The organism is Salinisphaera sp. G21_0 (genome assembly GCF_017744115.1).
Lineage (GTDB): Bacteria > Pseudomonadota > Gammaproteobacteria > Pseudomonadales > Endozoicomonadaceae > Endozoicomonas.
Genome location: NZ_JAGHQW010000003.1, coordinates 138,331 through 158,729, shown reverse-complemented (window position 1 = coordinate 158,729; position 20,399 = coordinate 138,331). Strand labels below are relative to the sequence as shown.

Annotated in this window: 15 protein-coding genes and 1 pseudogene; 1 reads left to right on the top strand and 15 read right to left on the bottom strand. The window is 52.1% G+C overall.

Features of this window, described 5'->3' with window-relative positions; genetic code table 11:
- Positions 1 to 68 precede the first annotated feature (68 nt).
- The 15 genes and pseudogenes from J7439_RS02575 to J7439_RS02505 all read right to left on the bottom strand — a co-directional run bounded on the left by J7439_RS02575 (position 69) and on the right by J7439_RS02505 (position 18,850).
- Positions 69 to 1,292 carry an aromatic amino acid transporter gene (locus tag J7439_RS02575; RefSeq protein ID WP_353622984.1) on the bottom strand — a complete coding sequence of 408 codons (1,224 nt, stop codon included), beginning with the start codon at positions 1,290 to 1,292 and terminating at the stop codon, positions 69 to 71.
- 74 nt (positions 1,293 to 1,366) lie between these two features.
- Complete coding sequence (locus J7439_RS02570) at positions 1,367 to 2,476, bottom strand: aminotransferase class V-fold PLP-dependent enzyme (RefSeq protein ID WP_209200119.1); 1,110 nt, start codon at positions 2,474 to 2,476, stop codon at positions 1,367 to 1,369.
- Positions 2,469 to 3,668: a PrnB family protein gene (locus J7439_RS02565; protein WP_209200118.1), complete on the bottom strand. Its 1,200-nt coding sequence runs from the start codon at positions 3,666 to 3,668 to the stop codon at positions 2,469 to 2,471. The genes J7439_RS02570 and J7439_RS02565 overlap by 8 nt, the downstream gene beginning before the upstream one ends.
- Positions 3,669 to 3,963: 295 nt before the next feature.
- Positions 3,964 to 4,203 (bottom strand): annotated as a pseudogene (locus tag J7439_RS26855) (tRNA pseudouridine(38-40) synthase TruA); the annotation flags it as partial.
- Between the two features lie 328 nt (positions 4,204 to 4,531).
- A complete protein-coding gene (locus J7439_RS02555) occupies positions 4,532 to 5,164 on the bottom strand; it encodes a hypothetical protein (RefSeq protein ID WP_209200116.1) in 633 nt (210 codons plus the stop codon).
- A gap of 360 nt (positions 5,165 to 5,524) precedes the next feature.
- Positions 5,525 to 6,490 (bottom strand): hypothetical protein, encoded by a 966-nt coding sequence (locus J7439_RS02550; RefSeq protein ID WP_209200115.1) that lies wholly within the window; start codon positions 6,488 to 6,490, stop codon positions 5,525 to 5,527.
- Between the two features lie 176 nt (positions 6,491 to 6,666).
- A complete protein-coding gene (locus J7439_RS02545; protein ID WP_209200114.1) occupies positions 6,667 to 8,697 on the bottom strand; it encodes a PhoX family protein in 2,031 nt (676 codons plus the stop codon).
- 130 nt (positions 8,698 to 8,827) lie between these two features.
- The gene (locus tag J7439_RS02540; protein ID WP_209200113.1) at positions 8,828 to 10,129 is read right to left on the bottom strand and encodes a tetratricopeptide repeat protein; all 1,302 of its coding nucleotides are present in this window, start codon (positions 10,127 to 10,129) and stop codon (positions 8,828 to 8,830) included.
- A complete protein-coding gene (locus tag J7439_RS02535) occupies positions 10,129 to 10,782 on the bottom strand; it encodes an energy transducer TonB (protein WP_209200112.1) in 654 nt (217 codons plus the stop codon). The genes J7439_RS02540 and J7439_RS02535 overlap by 1 nt, the downstream gene beginning before the upstream one ends.
- Positions 10,782 to 11,195, bottom strand: a complete 414-nt coding sequence (locus J7439_RS02530) for an ExbD/TolR family protein (protein WP_209200111.1) — start codon at positions 11,193 to 11,195, stop codon at positions 10,782 to 10,784. Before J7439_RS02530 ends, J7439_RS02535 begins: the two co-directional genes overlap by 1 nt.
- The gene (locus tag J7439_RS02525) at positions 11,192 to 11,779 is read right to left on the bottom strand and encodes a MotA/TolQ/ExbB proton channel family protein (protein ID WP_209200110.1); all 588 of its coding nucleotides are present in this window, start codon (positions 11,777 to 11,779) and stop codon (positions 11,192 to 11,194) included. Before J7439_RS02525 ends, J7439_RS02530 begins: the two co-directional genes overlap by 4 nt.
- An 11-nt stretch (positions 11,780 to 11,790) precedes the next feature.
- Positions 11,791 to 13,269: a MotA/TolQ/ExbB proton channel family protein gene (locus tag J7439_RS26255; RefSeq protein ID WP_286198147.1), complete on the bottom strand. Its 1,479-nt coding sequence runs from the start codon at positions 13,267 to 13,269 to the stop codon at positions 11,791 to 11,793.
- Positions 13,266 to 14,120: a DUF3450 domain-containing protein gene (locus J7439_RS02515; RefSeq protein ID WP_209200109.1), complete on the bottom strand. Its 855-nt coding sequence runs from the start codon at positions 14,118 to 14,120 to the stop codon at positions 13,266 to 13,268. The genes J7439_RS26255 and J7439_RS02515 overlap by 4 nt, the downstream gene beginning before the upstream one ends.
- A 3-nt stretch (positions 14,121 to 14,123) precedes the next feature.
- Positions 14,124 to 16,100 carry a phytase gene (locus tag J7439_RS02510; RefSeq protein ID WP_209200108.1) on the bottom strand — a complete coding sequence of 659 codons (1,977 nt, stop codon included), beginning with the start codon at positions 16,098 to 16,100 and terminating at the stop codon, positions 14,124 to 14,126.
- Positions 16,101 to 16,114: 14 nt separating this feature from the next.
- Complete coding sequence (locus J7439_RS02505; protein WP_209200107.1) at positions 16,115 to 18,850, bottom strand: TonB-dependent receptor; 2,736 nt, start codon at positions 18,848 to 18,850, stop codon at positions 16,115 to 16,117.
- A 502-nt stretch (positions 18,851 to 19,352) separates the two neighbouring features.
- Here J7439_RS02505 and J7439_RS02500 point away from each other — a divergent pair.
- Positions 19,353 to 20,399 (top strand): AraC family transcriptional regulator, encoded by a 1,047-nt coding sequence (locus J7439_RS02500; RefSeq protein ID WP_209200106.1) that lies wholly within the window; start codon positions 19,353 to 19,355, stop codon positions 20,397 to 20,399.

Here is a 20,399-nt window from a genome sequence, read left to right as displayed (position 1 = left end):
TTTTTCTCTTTACCGGGCAACATTGGAAATGTGGAAATTATTTCAGGACAATTCCTTAACCACTCCTGTCAGCCATTGAACACCGGCACTCTCCCCAACATGGAGAGAAAATGAAACGCAGCGGTTAACACCCCGAACGCCACGGTCAAATAAATCATCACTGAGCCTCCCGGTGCTTTATAGCCTGTGCCCTGCTCAAGTCTTTTCCGGGATTTATGCACCAGCAATGCCGGAATAATGCAAGTCCATACCGTTGCAGCAGCGCCAGCGTAGCCAATGGCAATCACAAAGCCAAAGGGAAACAACAGCGACAGCAGCAGGGGGGGGATAAAGGTCACCAGCCAGCTTTTCGCGCGCCCTGTGCTGGTATCCTCAAACCCGAAAAGGTCTGCCAGAAAATCAAATAAACCAAGGCCCACGCCAACAAATGAAGAGATAATGGCCGCCATTGAGAAAACATTGAGGGCACTGGTCACGTTTTGGGAGACAGTCGCTGAGCCCAGGGCGTTTAACAGCACATCCACATTCCCGCCCTGTGCAATCACAGCACCGAAATCAGAGCGAAGCAAGTTGCCAAAAATGCTGATCAGCCAAAACACATAGAGCGCAAGGGCGATGGAGGTACCACCGAGAATGGCATATCCGGCCTTGCTCTCATCACCATAATAGGCCCGTATGGACGACACCGAGTGATGATAACCAAAGGAAGTGAGGGCCACAGGCAGCAGGGCCATGGCGTAAGGGGCATAACGGTCATCTGTACCGAGTGAGTCAAAAAGAACGGCCATATCCACACTGGCAGCCAAGCCGGAAACCCCATAGGTAAAACTCAATACCATCAGTGTGACCAGGAACACAGAGATACGGTCAACGGCCCGTGTGGAGTGCCAGACCAGGGCAGAAAAAAGAAGTACAAATATAATGGCAGCGATTTTGCTGTTCAGGCCCAGCAGCTTATGAAAAACAAGTCCTGAAGACGTGATGTAGGCATAGAGAAGGATACCGGCAACGAAGTAAACGGTAATATTGTTGATAACGTTAACTTTTCTCCCCAACAGGTCCCGGGTAACGCTGTTAAAGGAGACTTTCAGGTCATAGTGTTTGAATGCCTCCAGTAACATCCAGCCAGAGACGGTCATGACCAGCATGGTAATAATAATGGTCAGAATCGACCAGAACGTCCAGGCACCAGCCCCGGCAATTGGCAGCCCCAGCATTCCGGCCCCGACACAGACACTGGCAATGATACAGGCACCACCAAACAGGGACGGGTCTCTGTTGTCGGTTGGCAGCGAATCAGGCCGTCCCGAATCAATCAGCGTTTTGTTGGCAGGTGAACTCTTACTCACTTTACTTTTCTGAGGTTTTAAATGGTATGTCGAATTGTGGCTATAACCTCGTTGATCTCGTCGGCTGTATTGTAGATATGGGGCGAAAGTCGCATGCCCATGGACCGGACATCAAACTGCACCCGGGCTGACTTCAGCGCTTCCGACACCTGCGCCTGGTTAGCAAAGTCAAGCACCAAGGTCCCCCCCCTGTTCTCTGCCTCCGGGGGAGTGACGACACTGCTCTCAGGAACACTTTCCATGATGCTCCGGGTCAGCGCCAGGTTATGTGTCCGGATCTGCCCCACTCCGATTTCATTCAGTGTGCGAATGCCGCTGGTAGCGACAATATAGGGCAGAACCGAGGGCGTCCCGCCCCAGAATCGCGAGGCATTGTCGGCATATTGAAAGTGTTTAATGTTAAATTCAAAAGGGTTCTGATGGGAAAACCAACCCACATCCATGGGGTTCAGGTGATCAAGAATCTCATCATTAATCCACAGAAACCCGGCACCAGGGCCACCGCACAGCCACTTCACGCAGGAACCCAGAACCACATCGGTCTGCCATATGGCCAGGTCTATCGGTACCACCCCGGCGGACTGGGAAATGTCCACAATGGCAAGGATTTCCCGTTCTCTGGCCAGTGCCGTGATTGCGGCCACGGGCGTCAGTCGGCCAGTATTATAGTGGGCATGAGTCACCAGGACGGCGCACACATCGCCGGTCATGAAATCGGACCATTGATCAATGTCCAGCGGATTCACCGACTTAGGCATAAAGCGCACCCGGTACCCGGCACGCTCAGCCTGCTGCATCACAAACCCCATGGATGGAAAGTCATTTTCTGTCAGCAACAGGGTGTTTCGCGGGCCCGGTTCAGGCAGGCTCATCAGTAACTTGGACAATCCGCTGGACAGATTTACCTGGGGACAGAACTGATCCTCCCTGCCATTCAACAGGGTGGCCAACTCGCCACGGAATTGATCAAACACCGTTATCCAGTCACCCCAGGCATCCGGTTCACCCTGTTCCCACGCTGCAAAAAAGTGACGTTCAACCGCACTTCGGGTTGTAACCGGCAAACGCCCGACAGAGTGGTTTAACAGATAGATACCCTGTGCCGGAGCAAACCGCTGGTTATGCATGGCTCCCTCCGGCAACAGTAGTTAACGAGGAGAGCAGGGTTTGTACGTCCTGGTAACGGGTTGCAATATCGTCCCTGTTGGCCGCAGTGCGCAGGTCGTGGAGTTTTTTCAGCGCCGCGATCAATACCTGCAGTGGCGGCCCGCTGGCGGTTATATCCTGTTTTTCACTCAGGGCGTTGTCGTTGGCGGGCTTGACGACGAAGTGTTTTACCAATTGTTCATGGTGCTGAATGGCCGTTTTTCCATGGGCTTCGCAAACGGCGAGAAACTCACCGAGGTTATCCTGATACCACTGTTCGTGATGGCTGGATTGCGGGGTCGCCAGGAATTCATCCATCAGACTCCTGCGGCGCATGCAGTCCCGCAACAATAACTGATCTTCCGGGCGCATAAACAGAAACTTGTCCACCAACAGTTGCGAATAATATGGGTCATCCGCCCGACAGACACCCAGTAGCAGATCGATCACATTAATTCCGGCAAAATCCCCCGCATTGGCCCCACGGTATTCGTTTCTGCCGACCCGGTGAGTTTTGTAATAGGGGCGCACACAATAAAAGAAACGATCGACGTCTAACACATTAAACAGGGCAGTGTTGTTGTCAAGAACGTCATCCAGTGCCTGGCGGGCAGCCACGAAAAGATCCCGGGTGACTGGGTGGGAGATGCCCAGCGGCAGGCTGTGCAACAGGGCTTCCGAGGCCCTGATATAGGCAAACACGCCCCGGGTATTGTAATCCAGAAAACACCGTTCATCCTCCAGTGACGTGAAGGTTCTGTAAACCCCGTCAATGGCTTTGTTGTGGGTTTCGAGATGGGCGGAGGCAAATCGGGGGTGCACGCCCAGGGATGCCCCCAGTTGCATTGCCAGTGCTGATGCATCCTTCAGGGAGGTGTCTGAGGTATCCATAATACCGGGCAGTTCATGTCGGCGGCAGGCAGCAAGGAAGAAACCGACACTTCCCAGCAGATCGAAACCATTGTCAAAACCTTCATCGGTATTGCCTTCACGCAGTAACTGGCGGATAAAATCATTACCCTGCTGAACAAGCTCGCTTTTCAAGTGACAACCAACACCCTGCACAATTTCCCTGTGTTCCCGGGCAAAATAAAGATGCTCAAGTTCAGTATTTAAGGCTTTGAACTCATTTCTGATCCACCGATCAAAACGTTGCGATAACGCTGTTCCCACCAAATTTCTCCGAGGTTGCTAACCACTGTTCTGTTCCATTATAGATATTAACTGACCGTTGTAGATATTAACTCAGTATACGGACAGTCTATGAAATATCCGGGTTAGTTGCAGGTCTTATCTTTTGACTATTACAGACAAAGGGCGAATCATTCGATTCGCCCATGTTAAAAACGAAAGCCCGCTTAAATTAAGCCCCAATCACCTCACCATCATCTCTGGTAACAGTACTCGACCGCGGCCGTGTTTTTCCATCACTGGCCGGAAAGCTGGTGGCCGGATGCTGGATATTAACCCACATGGCTTTGCCATCGGGCAAATTGGCATTAGCGCCATAAGCCCAGCCCCGTTCTGTACGAACGGCATCCGTATCAAAATGAATAATCTGGTTACAGCCATGAACCCGGGCATCGGTTCTTCCTGCACAGACAACAGCCACAGGATGGTTAGCCACTTTGGACAGCGCAGCTTCTACAGCAGCCTGCACAGTGGGCAAACCGGTCTTGAGAACCTGCCAACCAAAAAAACGGGAGCCATCTTATTGAACACTGGCAGCATAACGGGGCATGAAAGAAAAACACCTATAGAAGAAAGCCAAAGGCAGAATTTAAGCAGGAGTGCGCGGGTAGATTACCACCAGGAGATACACCCTGGTTAGTACAGCCAGGCTATGAAATACATAAATAGACACCTCGTTGCCAAAACCTCTCCGGACTCATTTCCACGGTACCGAGGTTGTCGCAAAAACGGTTCTACAGGATTGAATCGTAACAGATTCATCACCCGCTGCTGAAGCACTCTTATCCTTTGGTTCCGACTGGTGATCTTTGCTATATCATCCCCTTGGAGTTGCACCAGTTAACTCAGGTGGATTTATTCCGGGTCTGTTCGTCACGGCTCCCGCCCACAGTGGTTGTCAAACCAAGACGTTCTGCAGCCATTCCGGCACCGGAAAAGGCTGCTTTTGCTGTATAGTCCAGCGCTTTTCCCACCAGGTACCCGACACCTCCACCAACCACAACGGAGCCTGTGCCAGACAGGATTCGGTTCAAAGCACCAGGATGATTCGCACGTATGGCCGCATGTTTTTCTGGTGGCCCCAGTAGCATTAATGGACTTGTGATGGCACTACTGCAACCCAGACCACAGAGCGCTCCTGCGTAGGTACACGCCTGGACAATATAAGAATCCTGCTGAATGAAGGGAGTGATACCAAGGTGATTCATATACGTGGATACGGTATCACGAATTTTCACAGAAGCATGCCAGAAGGCGGTACAACCGTGATAGACCCCTTTCCCGATGAGGTTTCCCGCAAAGCCATAAGCGCCCGTATATAAGGCGCGATTCAGAAAATTGTCATCGACCGCGAAGCGGGCTGTATGAAAGCCAAAAGCCAGCCCTGTCATGGTACCAGCCAAAGCCAGAGAATCCTTCATTACTGAGGCAGGAACAATAATGTTGTTCGTTGAGCCCGTACCAGAGTTGATATCCATTGTTAAGTCCCTCTCAGATATAAGAACGTGACGTTTTACGTAAGGCGACCATGTAGATGCTCAAGCCAGGAAAAAGTTCCTGCTGGCAGGTAATGAAAGTATTTTTAACGCGACCACAGCCACACCCGTGCCTGGTACACATGGTTTCAATGAGTTTGACGTGTACAATCTCCGTTCACCCTGAGCGGAGTCGAAGGGTGCTTGGCACGATCTATCAGAATCCGGAGTTTCCGCCTTTAGGCCCTATGGGTCCTTCGACAAGCCTCAGGACGAACGGAGTGCGGAGGAACGACAACCCATCAAACTCATTGAAACCATGTACCAGTGGGTTTGTGCACAAACAGGTGGCTGTCTACCTGTTCAGCGACCAGTGGCTATCGATCTAAGGCATTCAGCCGCCATTCTGGCACCGGAAAAGGCGGCTTTTGCCGTATAGTCCAGCGTTTTTCCCACCAGATATCCGACACCGGCACCGAGCATGACCGAGCCTGAGCCAGACTTGATTCGCTTCATGGCATCAGGAGGAACCAGGCAAGGAGGAGGCTCATAATTGCGTCCCCAGTGCCCACGTCTTTCTATTTCTATTGCCTCTTCTGATAGGATCAGTAATGGAGCTTCGAGGGCACTACTGCAACACAGGCCATACCACGCTCCGGCGCAGGTAAATGCCTGGACAATATGAGAATCCTGACTGAAGGGGGTAATACCAAGGTTATTCATACACGTGGATACGGTAGCACGAATAACCTCAGAGCCTTTCCAGAAGGCGGCACAACCGTGATAGGCATTTTGTGCAATGAGGTATCCAGCAGTGCCACAACCGCCCAAATATGCGCGATGAGTCAGCACATTGTCGTCGTCCGAGAACATAGATACAAAAGAGCCAAAAGCAAGCCCTGACAGGGTACCTGCCACAGACAAAGTATCCTTGATTACAGAGGTAGAAATAACAAAGTCGGTTGTCGAACCTGCACCTGAATTGGTATTTACAGTTGAGCCGCTATCCCGGGCAATATGAGAATCCTGACTGGTGGGGGTAACATCAGGGTTATTGATATGTGTGGATACTGTATCAGGAATTTCCACAGCTCGTTGCCAGAAGGCGGCACAACTGTGATAGGCAGTTTTGGCGATGAGGTGCCCCGCAACGCTGCAAGCGCCCATAAATAAGGCGCGATTCCGAAAACTGTCGTCGTCCGGGAAGCGGGTTACAAGAAAGCCGAAAGCAAGCCCTGACAGGGTACCTGCCAAGGTCAGGGCATCCTTCGCTACAGAGGAAGAAATAACAACATTGGTCGTCGAACCTGCACCTGAGTTGATATTCATAGTTAAGCCGCTATCGGATGGAAAAATCTGACGTTTTACGTGAGGTAACCCTGTAGATGCCCAAGCCAGCAAAAAGTTCCTGCTGGCTGGTAATAAAGGCCTTTTTCAGCACCGCCGGTCGAAGACAAGGAGGCGAATCAGTGAATTCGCCCTTTTTATTACGCAACGCGGTTCAATTAAGTTCCAATCACCCCACCGTCATCCCTGGTAATCAGCACAGTACTAGACCGTGGTCGTGTAATTCCATCACTGGCCGGAAAGCTGATGGCCGGATGCTGGATATTAACCCACATGGCTTTGCCATCGGGCGTGGTGGTCACACCAGTGATTTCACACCCTCTCGGGCCTGTCAGAAAGCGTTTCACTTCTGCGGTGACCGGATCGCAGCAGAGCATCTGATTGGTGCCCATATTGCTGTTGCGTTCCTCATCGTCACCGTAATCGGTCTGAATCCAAAGGCGGCCCTGATAGTCAAACCAGATGCCATCCGGCGAAGAGAAAATATCGCCCTTGATATCTCCCACGAAGTGTTCAGGTACCGGGCTGCCATCCGCCAGTGTCGCGCCAGGACGGTCACCGGCCAGCAGAAACATCTCCCAGTTGAAATGGGTGGCCGTGGGATCTGCGTTTGCCTCGGTAAAACGAACAATCTGACCATGGCGGTTATCTTCCCGGGGATTGGCGGTATTGGTTTGCTGATCCTCTTTTTGGCCCCGGTGCTTATTATTGGTCAGCGTGACATAGACTTCCCGGGTCTGCGGATGCACAGCAACCCATTCCGGGCGGTCCATGGTTGTGGCCCCCAGAATATCCGCAGCCCGACGGGCGTGTACCAGCACATCGGCCTGACTGGTAAAGCCATTGCGACGGGTCAGGCCATTGTGGCCAAACACCAGTGGCCGCCACTCACCACGGCCATCATCATGGAACACCGCCACATAAAGAGTGCCATGGTCCAGAATATCCCGGTTGGCCGCTGAATTACCGGGTTTATAGGCCTGATCCGGCACAAACTTATACACGTATTCGCCACGGGTATCATCGCCAAAATAGAAGGCCATACGACCATCATCACCCAACGAAAGTGTTGAACACTCTCTGACCAGTCGCCCCATGGAGGTACGCTTTTTCGGGGTACTGTCCGGCGAAAAAGGGTCAATTTCCACCACCCAGCCGAAACGGTTGGGTTCGTTAACATAACCGCCATGAGCGGCATGGTGGTCAGGCGTCGCATTAAAACGGGGTTCTACTGACTCCCAGGCATAGTATTTACTGTTCTTGCCCTGGGCCACACCATAACGCTGGTGAGCTGGGCGTTGCTGATAATCTTCAGCATCACGGTTAACAAAGTAGTTCTTCCAGTTCTCTTCACAGGTGAGATAAGTCCCCCAGGGGGTTACGCCCATGGCGCAGTTATTCAAAGTTCCGAGCACTTCAAGGCCAGCAGGGTCTGCCACGGTTTTCAAAAAATCAGTACCGGCCACTTCACCGGTCAGATCCATGGGGGTAAACCCGGTGATCCTGCGGTTATAGCGGGAATCTTTGACTTTTTGCCAGTGACCATCCGACTGCTTGCGAACTTCGATAATACTGACACCGTGGGCCGCCATCTCCTTTTTCACTTCATGCGCCGGGCGCTGTTTAAACCCCTGCTGGTTTTCAGTGATGGTGAGACCATTGGGATGAAGCGTGGGATTAATGTATTCATGATTCATGACCAACAGGCCATGGTCGTCCGGCTGGTCCGCAAATGGGAAGAACCAGATCCCATCGTGATTCTGGCCTGCCTGCTTCATCTGCTCCCGCCAGCTGTTGCTGCCATCTGGCCGCCAGGGTCTGGCACCTTTCTCTACCGGGTCACCCCATGAAAAAAAGACGCTGGCCGTATAGCCTTCAGGCACATTGATGGCATCAAACATGGGGTCCTGTTCAACGGGAATTGGCTTGAAGCCGATGTCTGGCTGCTGCAGGTTACCCGCAGAACTGCCACGGAGACTATGATGGCTCTGCCCTGTGGTACCTATACAGCCGCCAAGAAAGCCTGCCATGGCCAAACCCAGGCCGCCTTTCATAAAGTTCCGCCGACTTTTTTCTACCACGTCATCCAGGGTACTGTTGCCAGAGAAATTATCTGGCTGATCATCCAGCGACTCCAGCTGTTCATGAAAATCACGATGGTTCTGTAACTTTGAAGATCCGGCTTCCATGATTATCCCTCATCGTCAGGTAAACGCATTGTTATTAAAACGTTATTGGCAAACAGAGATTAGGTGATCGCTGTTACAGTTTTATTGCGCAATCCGGTTAAATCAGCTCAATATCCGGTTACGTGGTCAATTACATTGCCAGACCTGCCGTTGCAGTCATCGACTTTTTCTGCTCAGCCTGCACATGGCTGAGCCATTGCCGGGCTGAGTTCTGCACCCATACCTTTCCCCGGTCACGGGCATTGATAAAGGCCGACTCAGCGCTGGCATAGTCCCCTTGGTGAAACCTTGCCATGCCCAGCAGTAGCCATACTTCGGAGTCTTTGTTGCCCTGGTTATCAAGCACCCGTTGTAAACGGGTTGCCGCACTGCCCCAATCACGCATGGACAGAAACGTCCTGGCCAGCAAAAGATCGATTTTTTTATCGTTATGGAGCGACGATGCCCTGACCAGAACCTTAATGGCATTGTCATTGTTCCGGGCCCGGAGCCAGGCCTGTGCCAGAAGACGCAGATTCTCTGCGGACGCTTCAAGGTGGTTGCTGTCGATGCCGTAACCCAGCACCGCAGCAGCTTTTGCTGGCATACCCTGCTGAACATAGAGAATGCCCAGGGCTTTCAGATGAGAAGCACTGGTCAGCTGTTGTTTTTCATAGAGACTTTCCAGCAGGCTGATCTGCCTGGCCTGTTGCCCAAGCTGACTGTAGGTTGCCGACAGTGCCAGGAAATAGTCCGGTTTGCCAAAAAGTTCTACCATAGTCTCAAGCACCCGGGCGGTTTTTTCATAATCATTCTGAGCCTGATAGCTGGCTCTTAATAGTTGCAGCCAGCTTTCTTCGGGTTGACCGGCTTGCTCAATAACTGATGAAATCAAGGCAGCAGACCTGCGATAGTCAGACAACTGATAATGACAGTGAGCCATCAGGACCTGAAGGCTGCTATCAACATGACGGCTATCCGCTGCAGCATCAGCAGACCGGATTTGCTCAGCATACGACAGTGCCTTACGGTACCCGGCTTCCATAAACCAGAGTTGTGCCAGTGTCCGATGGGTGCTGATCAGCAAAGACTCAGGAATATCTGCCTGTTGCAACACCACCTCATAGGCGCTGATCGCCCGGGGAATGAATCCACGGAGGTAATCCACATAGCCTGCCAGATTCCACACCTGTGCTTTTTCATAGGCTGACAGCGAGTCGTCTTTTTGCAGGCTGGCGATCAGCTGGCCCGCCTCAGCATAGGCACCATTGAGCGTATGGGCCCGGGCCACTTCCAGAGTTTTATACACTGGCTGAGAAAGTGCGTGAGTATTTTCGGGGCTGGCCTCAATCGGAAAAACTGCAGACAACAGCCCGACAAAACAGCAAAGCCTGAGCCAGAACATGGCTGTTGTGTGTTTTACATGCGGTGGTAAATCCCATTTTATGGTCATCACTGTATCCGGTAGGTAAACTGATTACGAAGCCCAAAGACCTCCACCGCCTGACCATCAACCATTCTGGGTTGATAGCGAAAACGAATGGCAGCCTGAACAGAAGGCCTGTGAAACAACCAGCTGTCACACAGAGACTCAATCACGGCGACATCACGAACCGAGCCATCCCGGTTCACGGTATATTCAACGGTACACTGCCCTTCGACGCCACGGTTCAGGGCACGCTCGGGGTAGACCGGTGCCACTTTAACAATGGGCAGGTAGTCCGCTTCTTCCATAGCACCCAGATTAAACCCAAGATCATTCATGGCGATACCGGGCGCTACTGTGGGCGATGGCAGGGGGATGTGCTCAAGCGCTGGCAACTCACTGGTAAAGGCAGGCATGGGTGGTGATGGAGGGATGACCGGCGCTTCGGGTGGTGCTGCCTTCTGTTTTTTTTCCACTGTTTTTTCAACGGTTTTAACGCGCACAAAATCCAGCATATCCCTGGCCGGCGGTCGATCAAGATGACTTTCCGAAGGGGAAATCAGTGCTTTCATCCCCAAAAAAAGTAATAAGGCAATAAGTGCTGCCAGAACCAGGGCAAAAAAACGGGTCGATAGATTCAATAACCCGCTGCCTCGCAGGGTAACCTGCTGGTGAAACATCAGGAACCGGCCTCCCGCGTAGCAATGGCCAGGTTCTCAACCCCGGCAGCACGTGCCGCATCCATAACCGTAATCAATGCCTCATTACGGGACATTCTGTCGGCTTGAATCACCAGGGTGCCCTGGGGATTCTCACTGTGCAATCGCTCGATATTGGCCCGGATACTATGGCTCTCGACCTGACGCCCATCAATCCAGAAAGTGTCGTCTGCCCCAAGTGCCACCAGTATGGCGGCACTTTCCTGTTGCTTCCCGGTTGAGGCCTGTGGGCGATTCACCTCGATACCGGTTTCCCTGATAAAACTGGCTGTCACTATAAAAAATATCAGCAGGATAAACACAACATCCAGCATGGGGGTCATGTCGATATTGAGTTCCTGATCCTCCTCCTGCTGCCAGGCAAACTTTCTCATCTCGTTTCTCTCCCTTGGTCAGTCACACGCAAGCCTGTGCCCATCGCTGGTACAGAGCCCTGGTTCTGCGACAGACTCAGCTGCCGGTTAAGGTAGTCCCGCTCTTTATTGCAACGCTGCTTTAACCAGAGCATCGCCAGCAGCCCCGACAGCGCCACCACCATACCGGCCATGGTGGGAATGGTGGCCCTGGAAACACCGGCAGCCATCGCTCTTGCATTGCCGGTACCTGCTACTGACATGACTTCAAACACTGCCACCATACCGGTGACTGTCCCCAGCAGACCCAGCAGGGGGCAAACGGCAATGATCGTTTTTATCAATGGCATATTTCTGTCAACCCGGCCCATAGTGCACCGGGTCAGGCGACTGCGAAGCGGCTGCTCGCTTTTCGGCAAACCCCGTGTGTGCTCATGCCAGCCAGCAATCACCTGCTGTACCATGGCACGGTGATATTTTTTCAGATAGAGCACCCGGTCCAGAATCAGGCTCCAAAGAAAGACAGTGACCGTGCCAATCACCATCAGCACCGGGCCACCCTGGTCAAGAAAATCCTGAAGCATCGACCATGGCATATCGAACATCCGTGACCTCCTCAGGCAAATTCTTCAGAATAACGACGGCTGGGCTGTTCATTACCGGCACGTTTGACCAAAGACTCACCAGTCGCCGACACCGGACGGTCAGAAACCCCGGTAATCAGGCTGGCCGCCTGCTCTTCCATAATCTGGGCCAGTGCTTTTGCCCTGCCACTGACCAGGGCGTGCAGTAGCATGGTGGGAATGGCAACGGTCAAGCCCAGTACCGTGGTAACCAACGCCTGGGAAATGCCGCCGGCCATCAGCCTGGGATCCCCGGTCCCAAACAGGGTAATGGCCTGAAAGGTAATGATCATGCCGGTGACTGTACCAAGCAGGCCCATCAATGGGGTAATGACCGCAATGGTTTTCAGCAGAACCAGCCGACGATTCAGTGCCGGTATCTCATGGGTCAGAATCTCACTGAGCCCCAGCTCCAGCGCCTCGGCAGAGTGTTGACCATAGCGACTGAAGCCCAGCAGCAGGCGTCCAAGGGGATTGTCAGCCACCGGGGTTTCCCTGTGGCGCAGTTGCCAGTTGACTTTTCTCCCCAGCCAGAAAAACGACACAAACCGTTCAAGGCTGATGATCAGCGCCAGCAGCCCAAGGGCAAGAATGCCATAACCAATAGCCCCCCCCTGCCCGATGCGATCCACCAGCCCCGGCACATCAACCAGCATCGTCAGCAGCTGCCCACGGGTGGGATCAATGGCAATATTGAGCGGCAATGGTTGAGCACCGTCCAGACTGGACAGCTTGTCCAGATAGCGGTCATCGGGCTGGCGGGGCAAAGTCATCAACTGGCCTGTTTCCGGGGCATAGGCGAGGTAGCTGCCGTTATGAACCAGATTGAACAATCCGATACGGGTCACTGACTCGACGGATTGACCACTATCCGGCAGATTCACGGTAGTATCAAAACGCACCACTTTACCCGACTCGACCATCTCCCTTTGCAACTCAAACCAGAGCCGCTCAAGCTCATGCAAGTCTGGCAGGCGGGTAGCACTGCCCATCTTTTCAGAAAATGCTTTGAGAAAACCATCCCGTTCAGGAAACTGGGCCTGGGTCAGAGAGTCAGCAAAGTCTGCACGGGTTTCATTGGCTACCTGCTGAAGCGAGCCAAACAATGCCTTCATTGCTCCCAGCTTCAACGACAGTGTGTCATTAAGCGTCGCCAGTTGTTGACTGTTCTGGTCAAACTCTGCTTCCAGGGTTCGCCCCTGTTTCTCAACCGCAGTGACCTCCTGTTGCAGCAGCCGAAGTTTTTCCTGCTGCAGTGCTCTGTCATTTCTGAATTGCAACAAACGCTGCTGGTTAAGCTGACGATCATTTTGCATACCCTGTTGTAATTGCTGTAACAACGCCTCCATGGTTAATGGCTGAGTCTGAACAGGCTGTCCATTATGATTGGCAGTGGTTTCGGCGATAGCCGCCTTTGATAGCAGCAACGGTGCCAGCACTATTAATGTAATGGTTAGCAATCTACGGATCATGATTGACCTCCAGCAGAGGCTTTGACAGACTCAATCTGAAAAACCGGTACTTCCAGCAAGTCTGGAGCGATCTGTTTGCGGGCAATCTGTATCCCCTTGTGCATCTGTCGGCGGTATTCAGAAGGGTTCAGGGAGACCCATTGGCGCAGCCCGGGATTCCAGGCTCCCATCCGGTCCTTTGCGGGCGTCTGATAAAGCAGCGCAACTCGCCCGATTCTCAGAAACTCCACCGGGAGTGTTTGATTATCCAGCACCATTTCCCCCCGATAGGCCTCGATGGTCCTGCCGTATTTATTCTCTTCCCGGTAGGCCGCAAAGACATTCGCCAGTTTATCAGCGGTAGCGACATCCGGGTCATTCAACATGGATTTCAGGTTATCCAGTCGCTGACGCCTTTCTAACTGCAGAAAAGGGACATCCAATCGGATAAACTGCTCCAAACCTGTGATCATACGATCAATCAGGGGGATGACCTGTCGCTCAATATCCACGGCCCGTTCAATCGACGCATTGATTTCGGCCATTTCCCGCTGTTGTTCATCCACCTGATTCAGCAGAATCCGGTTATAAACCTTAAGCCCCTCCAGCTGTTTCATCTGTTGAAACCACCGGGTTTCCATCCTGTCCGTCTCATCATCGATAGCCTCAATGGTCTTCTGTGCCTGTTGATTGGCTTCAATCCGCTGCTGCCCCAATGTGGTCAGATCATTCACTGATGAACTGGCCAGCGTGTTGCCCCAGACGCCCAGGGCCAACAGCATGGCGGGCAGGTAACGGGTTGGCTGTATCCTGCTGATGCCAGCAACAGCGGACTTCCTTTTTCTGCGCTTTCCTGCAAGAAGGTCTCTCACGGCTTACTCCAGGTTTAATGCGGTTTGAATGGACTGCCACGGGATATATTTGAAGTTCTGTGTCGCCTCCGGCATTCGGTTACGGCCATCCTGAACCACCAGCATTCCCCGGGAAAAATGCATACCCAGCCCGGCACTGGTTACGTCCAGTCCATCGGTCTCTGAAGCACCATCAATGCCTGCCCGGGCGTTAATCCCAACGCGGAATGATCCCCTGACCTGATAGGGTGCATTGGCATCGAGGACCAGATAACTGTCGTTTCCCTGACTGGAGACAATCAGATAGGCGTTGCCCGGTTGCTCATAGACGGCAATGCCCTCCACGTCGTCTTGCAGCAGACTTCCTGTCTTAACCACCGGAGAGAGAAATGTTCCTGCCGAGGCATCGGCCCCGATAGTCCAGACCCCCTCACTCTCCTCACCAACAAACAACACCCTCTGTCGGTCAAACGCCACACAGCCTTCCGGTTGAGAGGCGACGCGGAAGCTGCGAACCTTCCGTCCGTTAATTTTCTGTCCCTGCTGATAGAGTTCGTATTGCTGATAACGACCGTCCTTATCATTGACAAAAACATGCATCGCACCGGGCTCTGGCTGATACATGCAAAGTCCATAGATTTCAGACAAGTCAGTTGCTACAAGACCAGCCTCGGACACTTCGCCACTGTCCGGTTGAATACTGAACAGGGCAATGCTGTTACTGGAGCGGTTACTGGCTGCGGCAAGATCAACCAGCCCCACAGCAGTGGAGAAACTGTATCGGACATCCACATTGTTCAACCGGCCACTGGCAAAGAACTGCAATTCCTTGCCACTCAGATCATAGATATGCAGCCCCTGTTTCTTATTGGTGCCAATGACACGGCTGTTTGCCGGGTCTGCGCGATTTACCCAGATCGCAGGATCATCCGCAACATCACCATGCACCCCCACGGGCCTGGTCTGAACGACAGGCTCAACTGTGACCATAACAGGTGGCGCAGCTTGAGGAAGGTTTTCAATAATGGCCTCAGGCCACTTTATAGCAGAGTGAAAGTACTGATCCGTTTCATCGTCGTATAAACCAAGATAAAAAACCGACGCAGTTTGTGGATCGCTTGCGGGTTGATAAACCGACAGCTGCTCCGGGGTTGCAATACCAGACAGGGAGCGTTGGGAGTTTTCCACCACATTGGCATCAGCATCCAACAGAAAGCGGTAAACTGTTTTTTGTTCCGGATCTATGGCCAGCAATCCATTCGGGATGGCAGCAAGCCCCGTGACCATAGTATGCGACAGTGATAGCGGCTTCCTGGTTGCCCCGGCCTCTGGATCCGCTGGATAAATCCATATGCCGCGCTCTTCTTCCAGCACAAATAATCTGGAATTGGCATCATCCACCGTGCAGGATGAGCTGCCAGGTGGCAGACTGAACTCCCTGATTTTTCGCGGCACAACTGTCTGGCTGGCACTATCCAGCACCAGCCACTGCTGGCCACGCCCCGCGCCATCCACCAGAAACAGATGGATTAATTGCTGTCGATCCCGAAACAGACAGATATCTTCTATTTCAAAGTCTGGAGCGGGCAGTAACGCTTCCCTTTTCAGGCGGGCCTGCTGGCCATTCACCGACACTATCATTGGTCGATTAGCCGCCGTGTCCACCGTGGCGGCAAGGGATACAGAGGCTCCTGCCAGTTTCACGCCGTGCCGGACATCAAGATGCTCCGTCTCACCCGGGAGGTCATCCAGATGGACGCCCTGACGGTCCAGCAGCAGCGTTCCCTGTTGTTCACTGGTCGCCAGCCACATTTCGGGCCCCTGATCACCAACCTTTAAGGGGATAATGGTTTCCCCCGACAGGTTTGACGTATTACTCATGGCTCTGGCAAGAATGACATCATCCGACCCGGTCAAAGCCGCACAACCAGCAAGCAGGCTGATCATGACAGCCCCACCAACAGCTCTGATAACACCGTTGATAACAATACAGTTTTCCATTGTTATTCCACCTATCAAAAATTGCTCAGGGTCAGACCCAGTTTGTAGGTGCGACCATACGCTTCATACTGGGCGTTATAGGCAGAGCTGCCGGTGTATTTATAAAAGGCGGCGTCATTCAGGTTAGTCACCTGGAAGAAAACCTGTACCTGATCGTCTATCTGGTAACGGCTGGTTAAATCAATCTGCGTATGGTCATCCACATAAAGGTCATAGCGTGAATCAGATACCCGGGTTATTTCATCCAGGTAGCGGGACTTGTAATTGGCTGCCAGACGCAAACTGAAGCGGTCCATGTCATAACCCAGCTCCACATTGGCCGTAATATCTGACTGACCGGGTAATTTCACATTGCGGGTAACCAGATAGCCACCATCGACGCCTGCGACATCAGCACTGGAATCAGTAAACGTGGCGTTGGTATTCAGCAGCAATCCATTCCAGGGCGAAGGCAACTCGGAAAACTGTTTAGAGTAAGCCAGCTCAAGTCCATACACCTTACCCGAATCACCGTTGACCGCGACCCTGGCCTCGGAATAGGCCGCGTATTCGCCCGTCCCGCCCAGATCCGTGGTATAGATGAAATTCCTGAGATCCTTATAGAACACAAACGCTGAAAATACTCCGGCCCGTCCCAGGTAAGTCTCTATGCCGAGATCCAGGTTACTGGACTCCGTGGGATTGAGCGCCGGGTTACCAAACTCAGCCTTATCTCCCAGCTCCACCACATACCCTGGCCTGGCCTGTTCAAAGGTTGGCCGGACTACCGAGTTGGTCCAGGCTGCCCTTATCAGCTGATGGTCGTTTATACGATAACGGGCGTGGAAGGCAGGCAGCCAATGTCGATAGCTTTTATCGCTGGTTTTGGCTATGGCCACACTGTTGTCTTTGTCATAGCCAAAACCACGGGAGGTAAACTCTGTTCCTTCATAGCGAATGCCGGTCAGGAAACGCCACCGGTCAATAGCCACTTTCCCCATGATATACGCGGCATCAATGTCTTCCGTAATCTGGTAGTCTCCGATGGCGGATTTTTCCTCATCCAATACTGCAGGAAGACCACTGATGACATCCCTTACGGCATCGGGATTAACCGACGGACCAAAATTACTCAATGAATAATCCACACCACCATTGACGAAACCGGTCATCGGCTGATTAATATTTTCCACCAGCCAGACATCTTCCGAAGCTTTTTTGTCACGACGACTGACCTTGCCACCAAACTTCACCATGGCCGGATGATTCTGCCAGTGGAAGTCTTTGGAAAGATCCAGCTTCACACTGACAATCTGGTCATCGGTCTCGGCGGTGGATTTTTCAGCTTCCGTAAATGTGTAACCGGATGCCCGGTAAAAGTCATCGGGCCCGACGACAACCGGTTGGCTTCCATCGGTATAACTGAAGTTGCCGGTAACGCCTGTTGCTTCAAAAACAGACTCGACACTGTCTGGCTTTTTCTCTTCGGCATGGCTGAAGCTGGCACTGTATTCCATGGTCCACTCCCGGTGACGGGAGCTGCCCCCAACCACAGCAGAGACAATCTTCTGGATCTCTTCCCGATCTTTCAGCTCCCGTTGCGCTTCACCACCATCAAGAGCGCCTGTAACCCCTTCTGCCAGACCGCCAGCAAACGCCATTGTCACCCGATCCCTCAGTTCAGTGTCTTTAAACTCGCTGTACAGGGTTCTCAGGTAGAGGTCATTATCGTTATCCGGCCGGTAATCAACATTCAGCGTGGCTCCCAGCCGTTCACGTTCAATGTCGTAGTTCCTCAGCTCAACTTCATCGAGTAACGGCGGCGTGTTATCAAAATTCCATGCCCCACCGGTCTCTATATTTTCAGAACCGAATTGACGCTTATTCCAGCTGAAGGCTCCTGCCACGCCAAAATTATCCTGACCCTCTCCCACACTGAAAATATCACTGACAGTGGCCGCCAGCCCCGGGCTATTCTGCCCGGTGTCCCCATGGTGGGATCCATCACCACTGACTTTGTAAAAAAAGCCATCCCGGTCAAAAGCAGACAGGCTTTTGATATTCACAGTGCCACCAATGGCGTCAGCGTCCATATCCGGAGTCAGGGTTTTGATGACCTGAAGAGACTCCAGCAACTCCGACGACACAACATCGAGATTAACGGCACGGTCACCGCTGTCTGGTGAGGGCACCATCACCCCATTGATAGAAACCGAGTTAAGGTCAGGTGACAATCCTCGAATACTGACCTTACGTCCTTCACCCTGATCCATTTCAACCGAGACACCGGACACCCGACGCAAGGCTTCTGCCACATTGGCATCGGGAAGCTGTCCGATAGCATCGGCATTAACGGCACTGATAATCCCATCGGCAACTCTCTGCTGGTTCAGGGCCCGGTTCAGGTTAGCGGCATGACCTACAACCAGCACTTCCTCGGTTGCACCGGCCATGGCCAGCTCAAATATCTCGCTTGATGTCTGATCATCTTTCACCGTCACGGTCCTGGCCAGGGTTTCTGCTCCCAGGTATTGAACCGTTAAGGTGTACTGACCCGCTTTAACAACAGGGAACGTAAACGTTCCTTCACGATTGGTTGATGTCTCCAGGTTTAATTCTTCCAGACGGACTGAAGCTCCCTGCAATGCCACCTGACGCCCTTCAGTCATTAACCGCCCTGCAACCTTGCCAGCCGCTTCAGCAACCATTGGGTATATTGACGAGCTGATCGCCAGAGCCAGTACAGCAGGCCTGAACAGGTTGTTATTCATTGAACATGATTTCATGAATCGCCCCGGTAAATTCCATTTGTTTTTTTGTAAGTCTTATGGAGGCTTACCCTAGGACGATCAATTGACAGTTTTATTACAGAGGTTTTTCACACCCTTGATAAAGGCTATTCCGATAACGGTTCAATGCCATTTTTGGGCCGATATGACTGGCACACCCTACTGGCAATATAGAGAGCCATGACAGTTTTATTGAGCTCTGACAGGTCGATGAATGATTCCATCATCCTCTTGCAATATTTTTCTCACTATTTCGCTTTATCTTACTGAGCTGATTTGACTGGCAATCCATATCAAGCCTGAGCAATCAAACCTTCATCAATCTGTAACAAATTATTAATAATTGCCCTGTGTAATTGCTGTCATCAGCTTTTAATAACAATAAAAACCCGTGAACAGAAAACCAGGTATCACTCCTCTTAACCGGACTAACCTGCGAGCCGGGCACAGCCCAGATCAATCAGTTTTCCTGACCGGGTAAAAAATGGATGTAGCCAACAGTAATATGGAGATACAACGACAAAAGCAGTGGCTGGAAAACGACAGTCGATTTATAAAAGCGCACCAGCAACCGGCGGTATTGATTGATCTGGCAAGCAGTCGGGGTGTCGAAAAGCATCGGTTACTGCGGCATACCGGGCTATTTTACGAGGATATTATTACCGGCAATGTGATAATCAGTCCTGAGCAGTTTCTTCAGCTTATCAGCAATACCAGAAAGCTGCTCAAAGGTGATGATATCAGTTTTCTATTTGGCCACCGGCTGTTTCCCGGAAATTACGGCAACTTGACCGAAGCCCTGCTCTGCTCAGGCAATCTTTATCAAGCGCTGAAGATGCTTTGTTGCGATTCCCTGACCACCTTTCCGTTACTGGCCATGCATATGCAAATGGATGACCAGTTTTGCCACATCCGTTTCTTTGACACCTGTGGTCTGCAGGAGAACGACCGGTTTGTACTGGAAACCATGATGGCAGCCATCAGCCAATTGAGCCGCTGGCTGTCAGGTAATAAACCGGTCTGGAAATACAACATCAGCCAGTCACCGCCTGAATATATCGAGCAGTTCCATGTTCATCTTGGCGAAAACATAAACTTTAATGCCCAGGCAGATTCGATTGTCATCCCAAAAGACTGCCTTTTTCAGGCCTGGCCCAATGGCAAGGCAACCGCTTATGAAGTGGCAAAACAGCGATGTGAGGCTGGATCTGAACAAAATGGCAGCCTGTTCATTGCTGCCGTCGTTGATTTCCTGTTCCGGGGAGTCAGACACTCTCCCTCACTTGAGCAAACAGCATCAGCCTTCTGTATGAGTCCGGCCACGTTGAAAAGGAAACTGAAGAAACACCGCACCCATTTCCAGGCATTACAGGATATTGTGCGCAAACAGGTGGCTGTCTATCTGTTCAACTACCGGGGCTACAGCAATGAGCAGGTAGCTGAATGGTTAAATTTCAGTGACACGAGTAACTTTCGCAGGGCCTTCATCCGATGGACAGGCATCACACCAACGTTGCTAAAAGCCTCCTGA

What these genes read in the sequence shown, in the direction of transcription:
- J7439_RS02570 (WP_209200119.1), bottom strand. Translation starts at nt 2,476, where the DNA reads ATGCATAACCAGCGGTTTGCTCCGGCACAGGGTATCTATCTGTTAAAC.
- J7439_RS02500 (WP_209200106.1), top strand. Translation starts at nt 19,353, where the DNA reads ATGGATGTAGCCAACAGTAATATGGAGATACAACGACAAAAGCAGTGG.
- J7439_RS26255 (WP_286198147.1), bottom strand. Translation starts at nt 13,269, where the DNA reads ATGATCCGTAGATTGCTAACCATTACATTAATAGTGCTGGCACCGTTG.
- J7439_RS02540 (WP_209200113.1), bottom strand. Translation starts at nt 10,129, where the DNA reads ATGACCATAAAATGGGATTTACCACCGCATGTAAAACACACAACAGCC.
- J7439_RS02505 (WP_209200107.1), bottom strand. Translation starts at nt 18,850, where the DNA reads ATGAATAACAACCTGTTCAGGCCTGCTGTACTGGCTCTGGCGATCAGC.
- J7439_RS02555 (WP_209200116.1), bottom strand. Translation starts at nt 5,164, where the DNA reads ATGGATATCAACTCTGGTACGGGCTCAACGAACAACATTATTGTTCCT.
- J7439_RS02510 (WP_209200108.1), bottom strand. Translation starts at nt 16,100, where the DNA reads ATGGAAAACTGTATTGTTATCAACGGTGTTATCAGAGCTGTTGGTGGG.
- J7439_RS02525 (WP_209200110.1), bottom strand. Translation starts at nt 11,779, where the DNA reads ATGTTCGATATGCCATGGTCGATGCTTCAGGATTTTCTTGACCAGGGT.
- J7439_RS02535 (WP_209200112.1), bottom strand. Translation starts at nt 10,782, where the DNA reads ATGTTTCACCAGCAGGTTACCCTGCGAGGCAGCGGGTTATTGAATCTA.
- J7439_RS02530 (WP_209200111.1), bottom strand. Translation starts at nt 11,195, where the DNA reads ATGAGAAAGTTTGCCTGGCAGCAGGAGGAGGATCAGGAACTCAATATC.
- J7439_RS02545 (WP_209200114.1), bottom strand. Translation starts at nt 8,697, where the DNA reads ATGGAAGCCGGATCTTCAAAGTTACAGAACCATCGTGATTTTCATGAA.
- J7439_RS02550 (WP_209200115.1), bottom strand. Translation starts at nt 6,490, where the DNA reads ATGAATATCAACTCAGGTGCAGGTTCGACGACCAATGTTGTTATTTCT.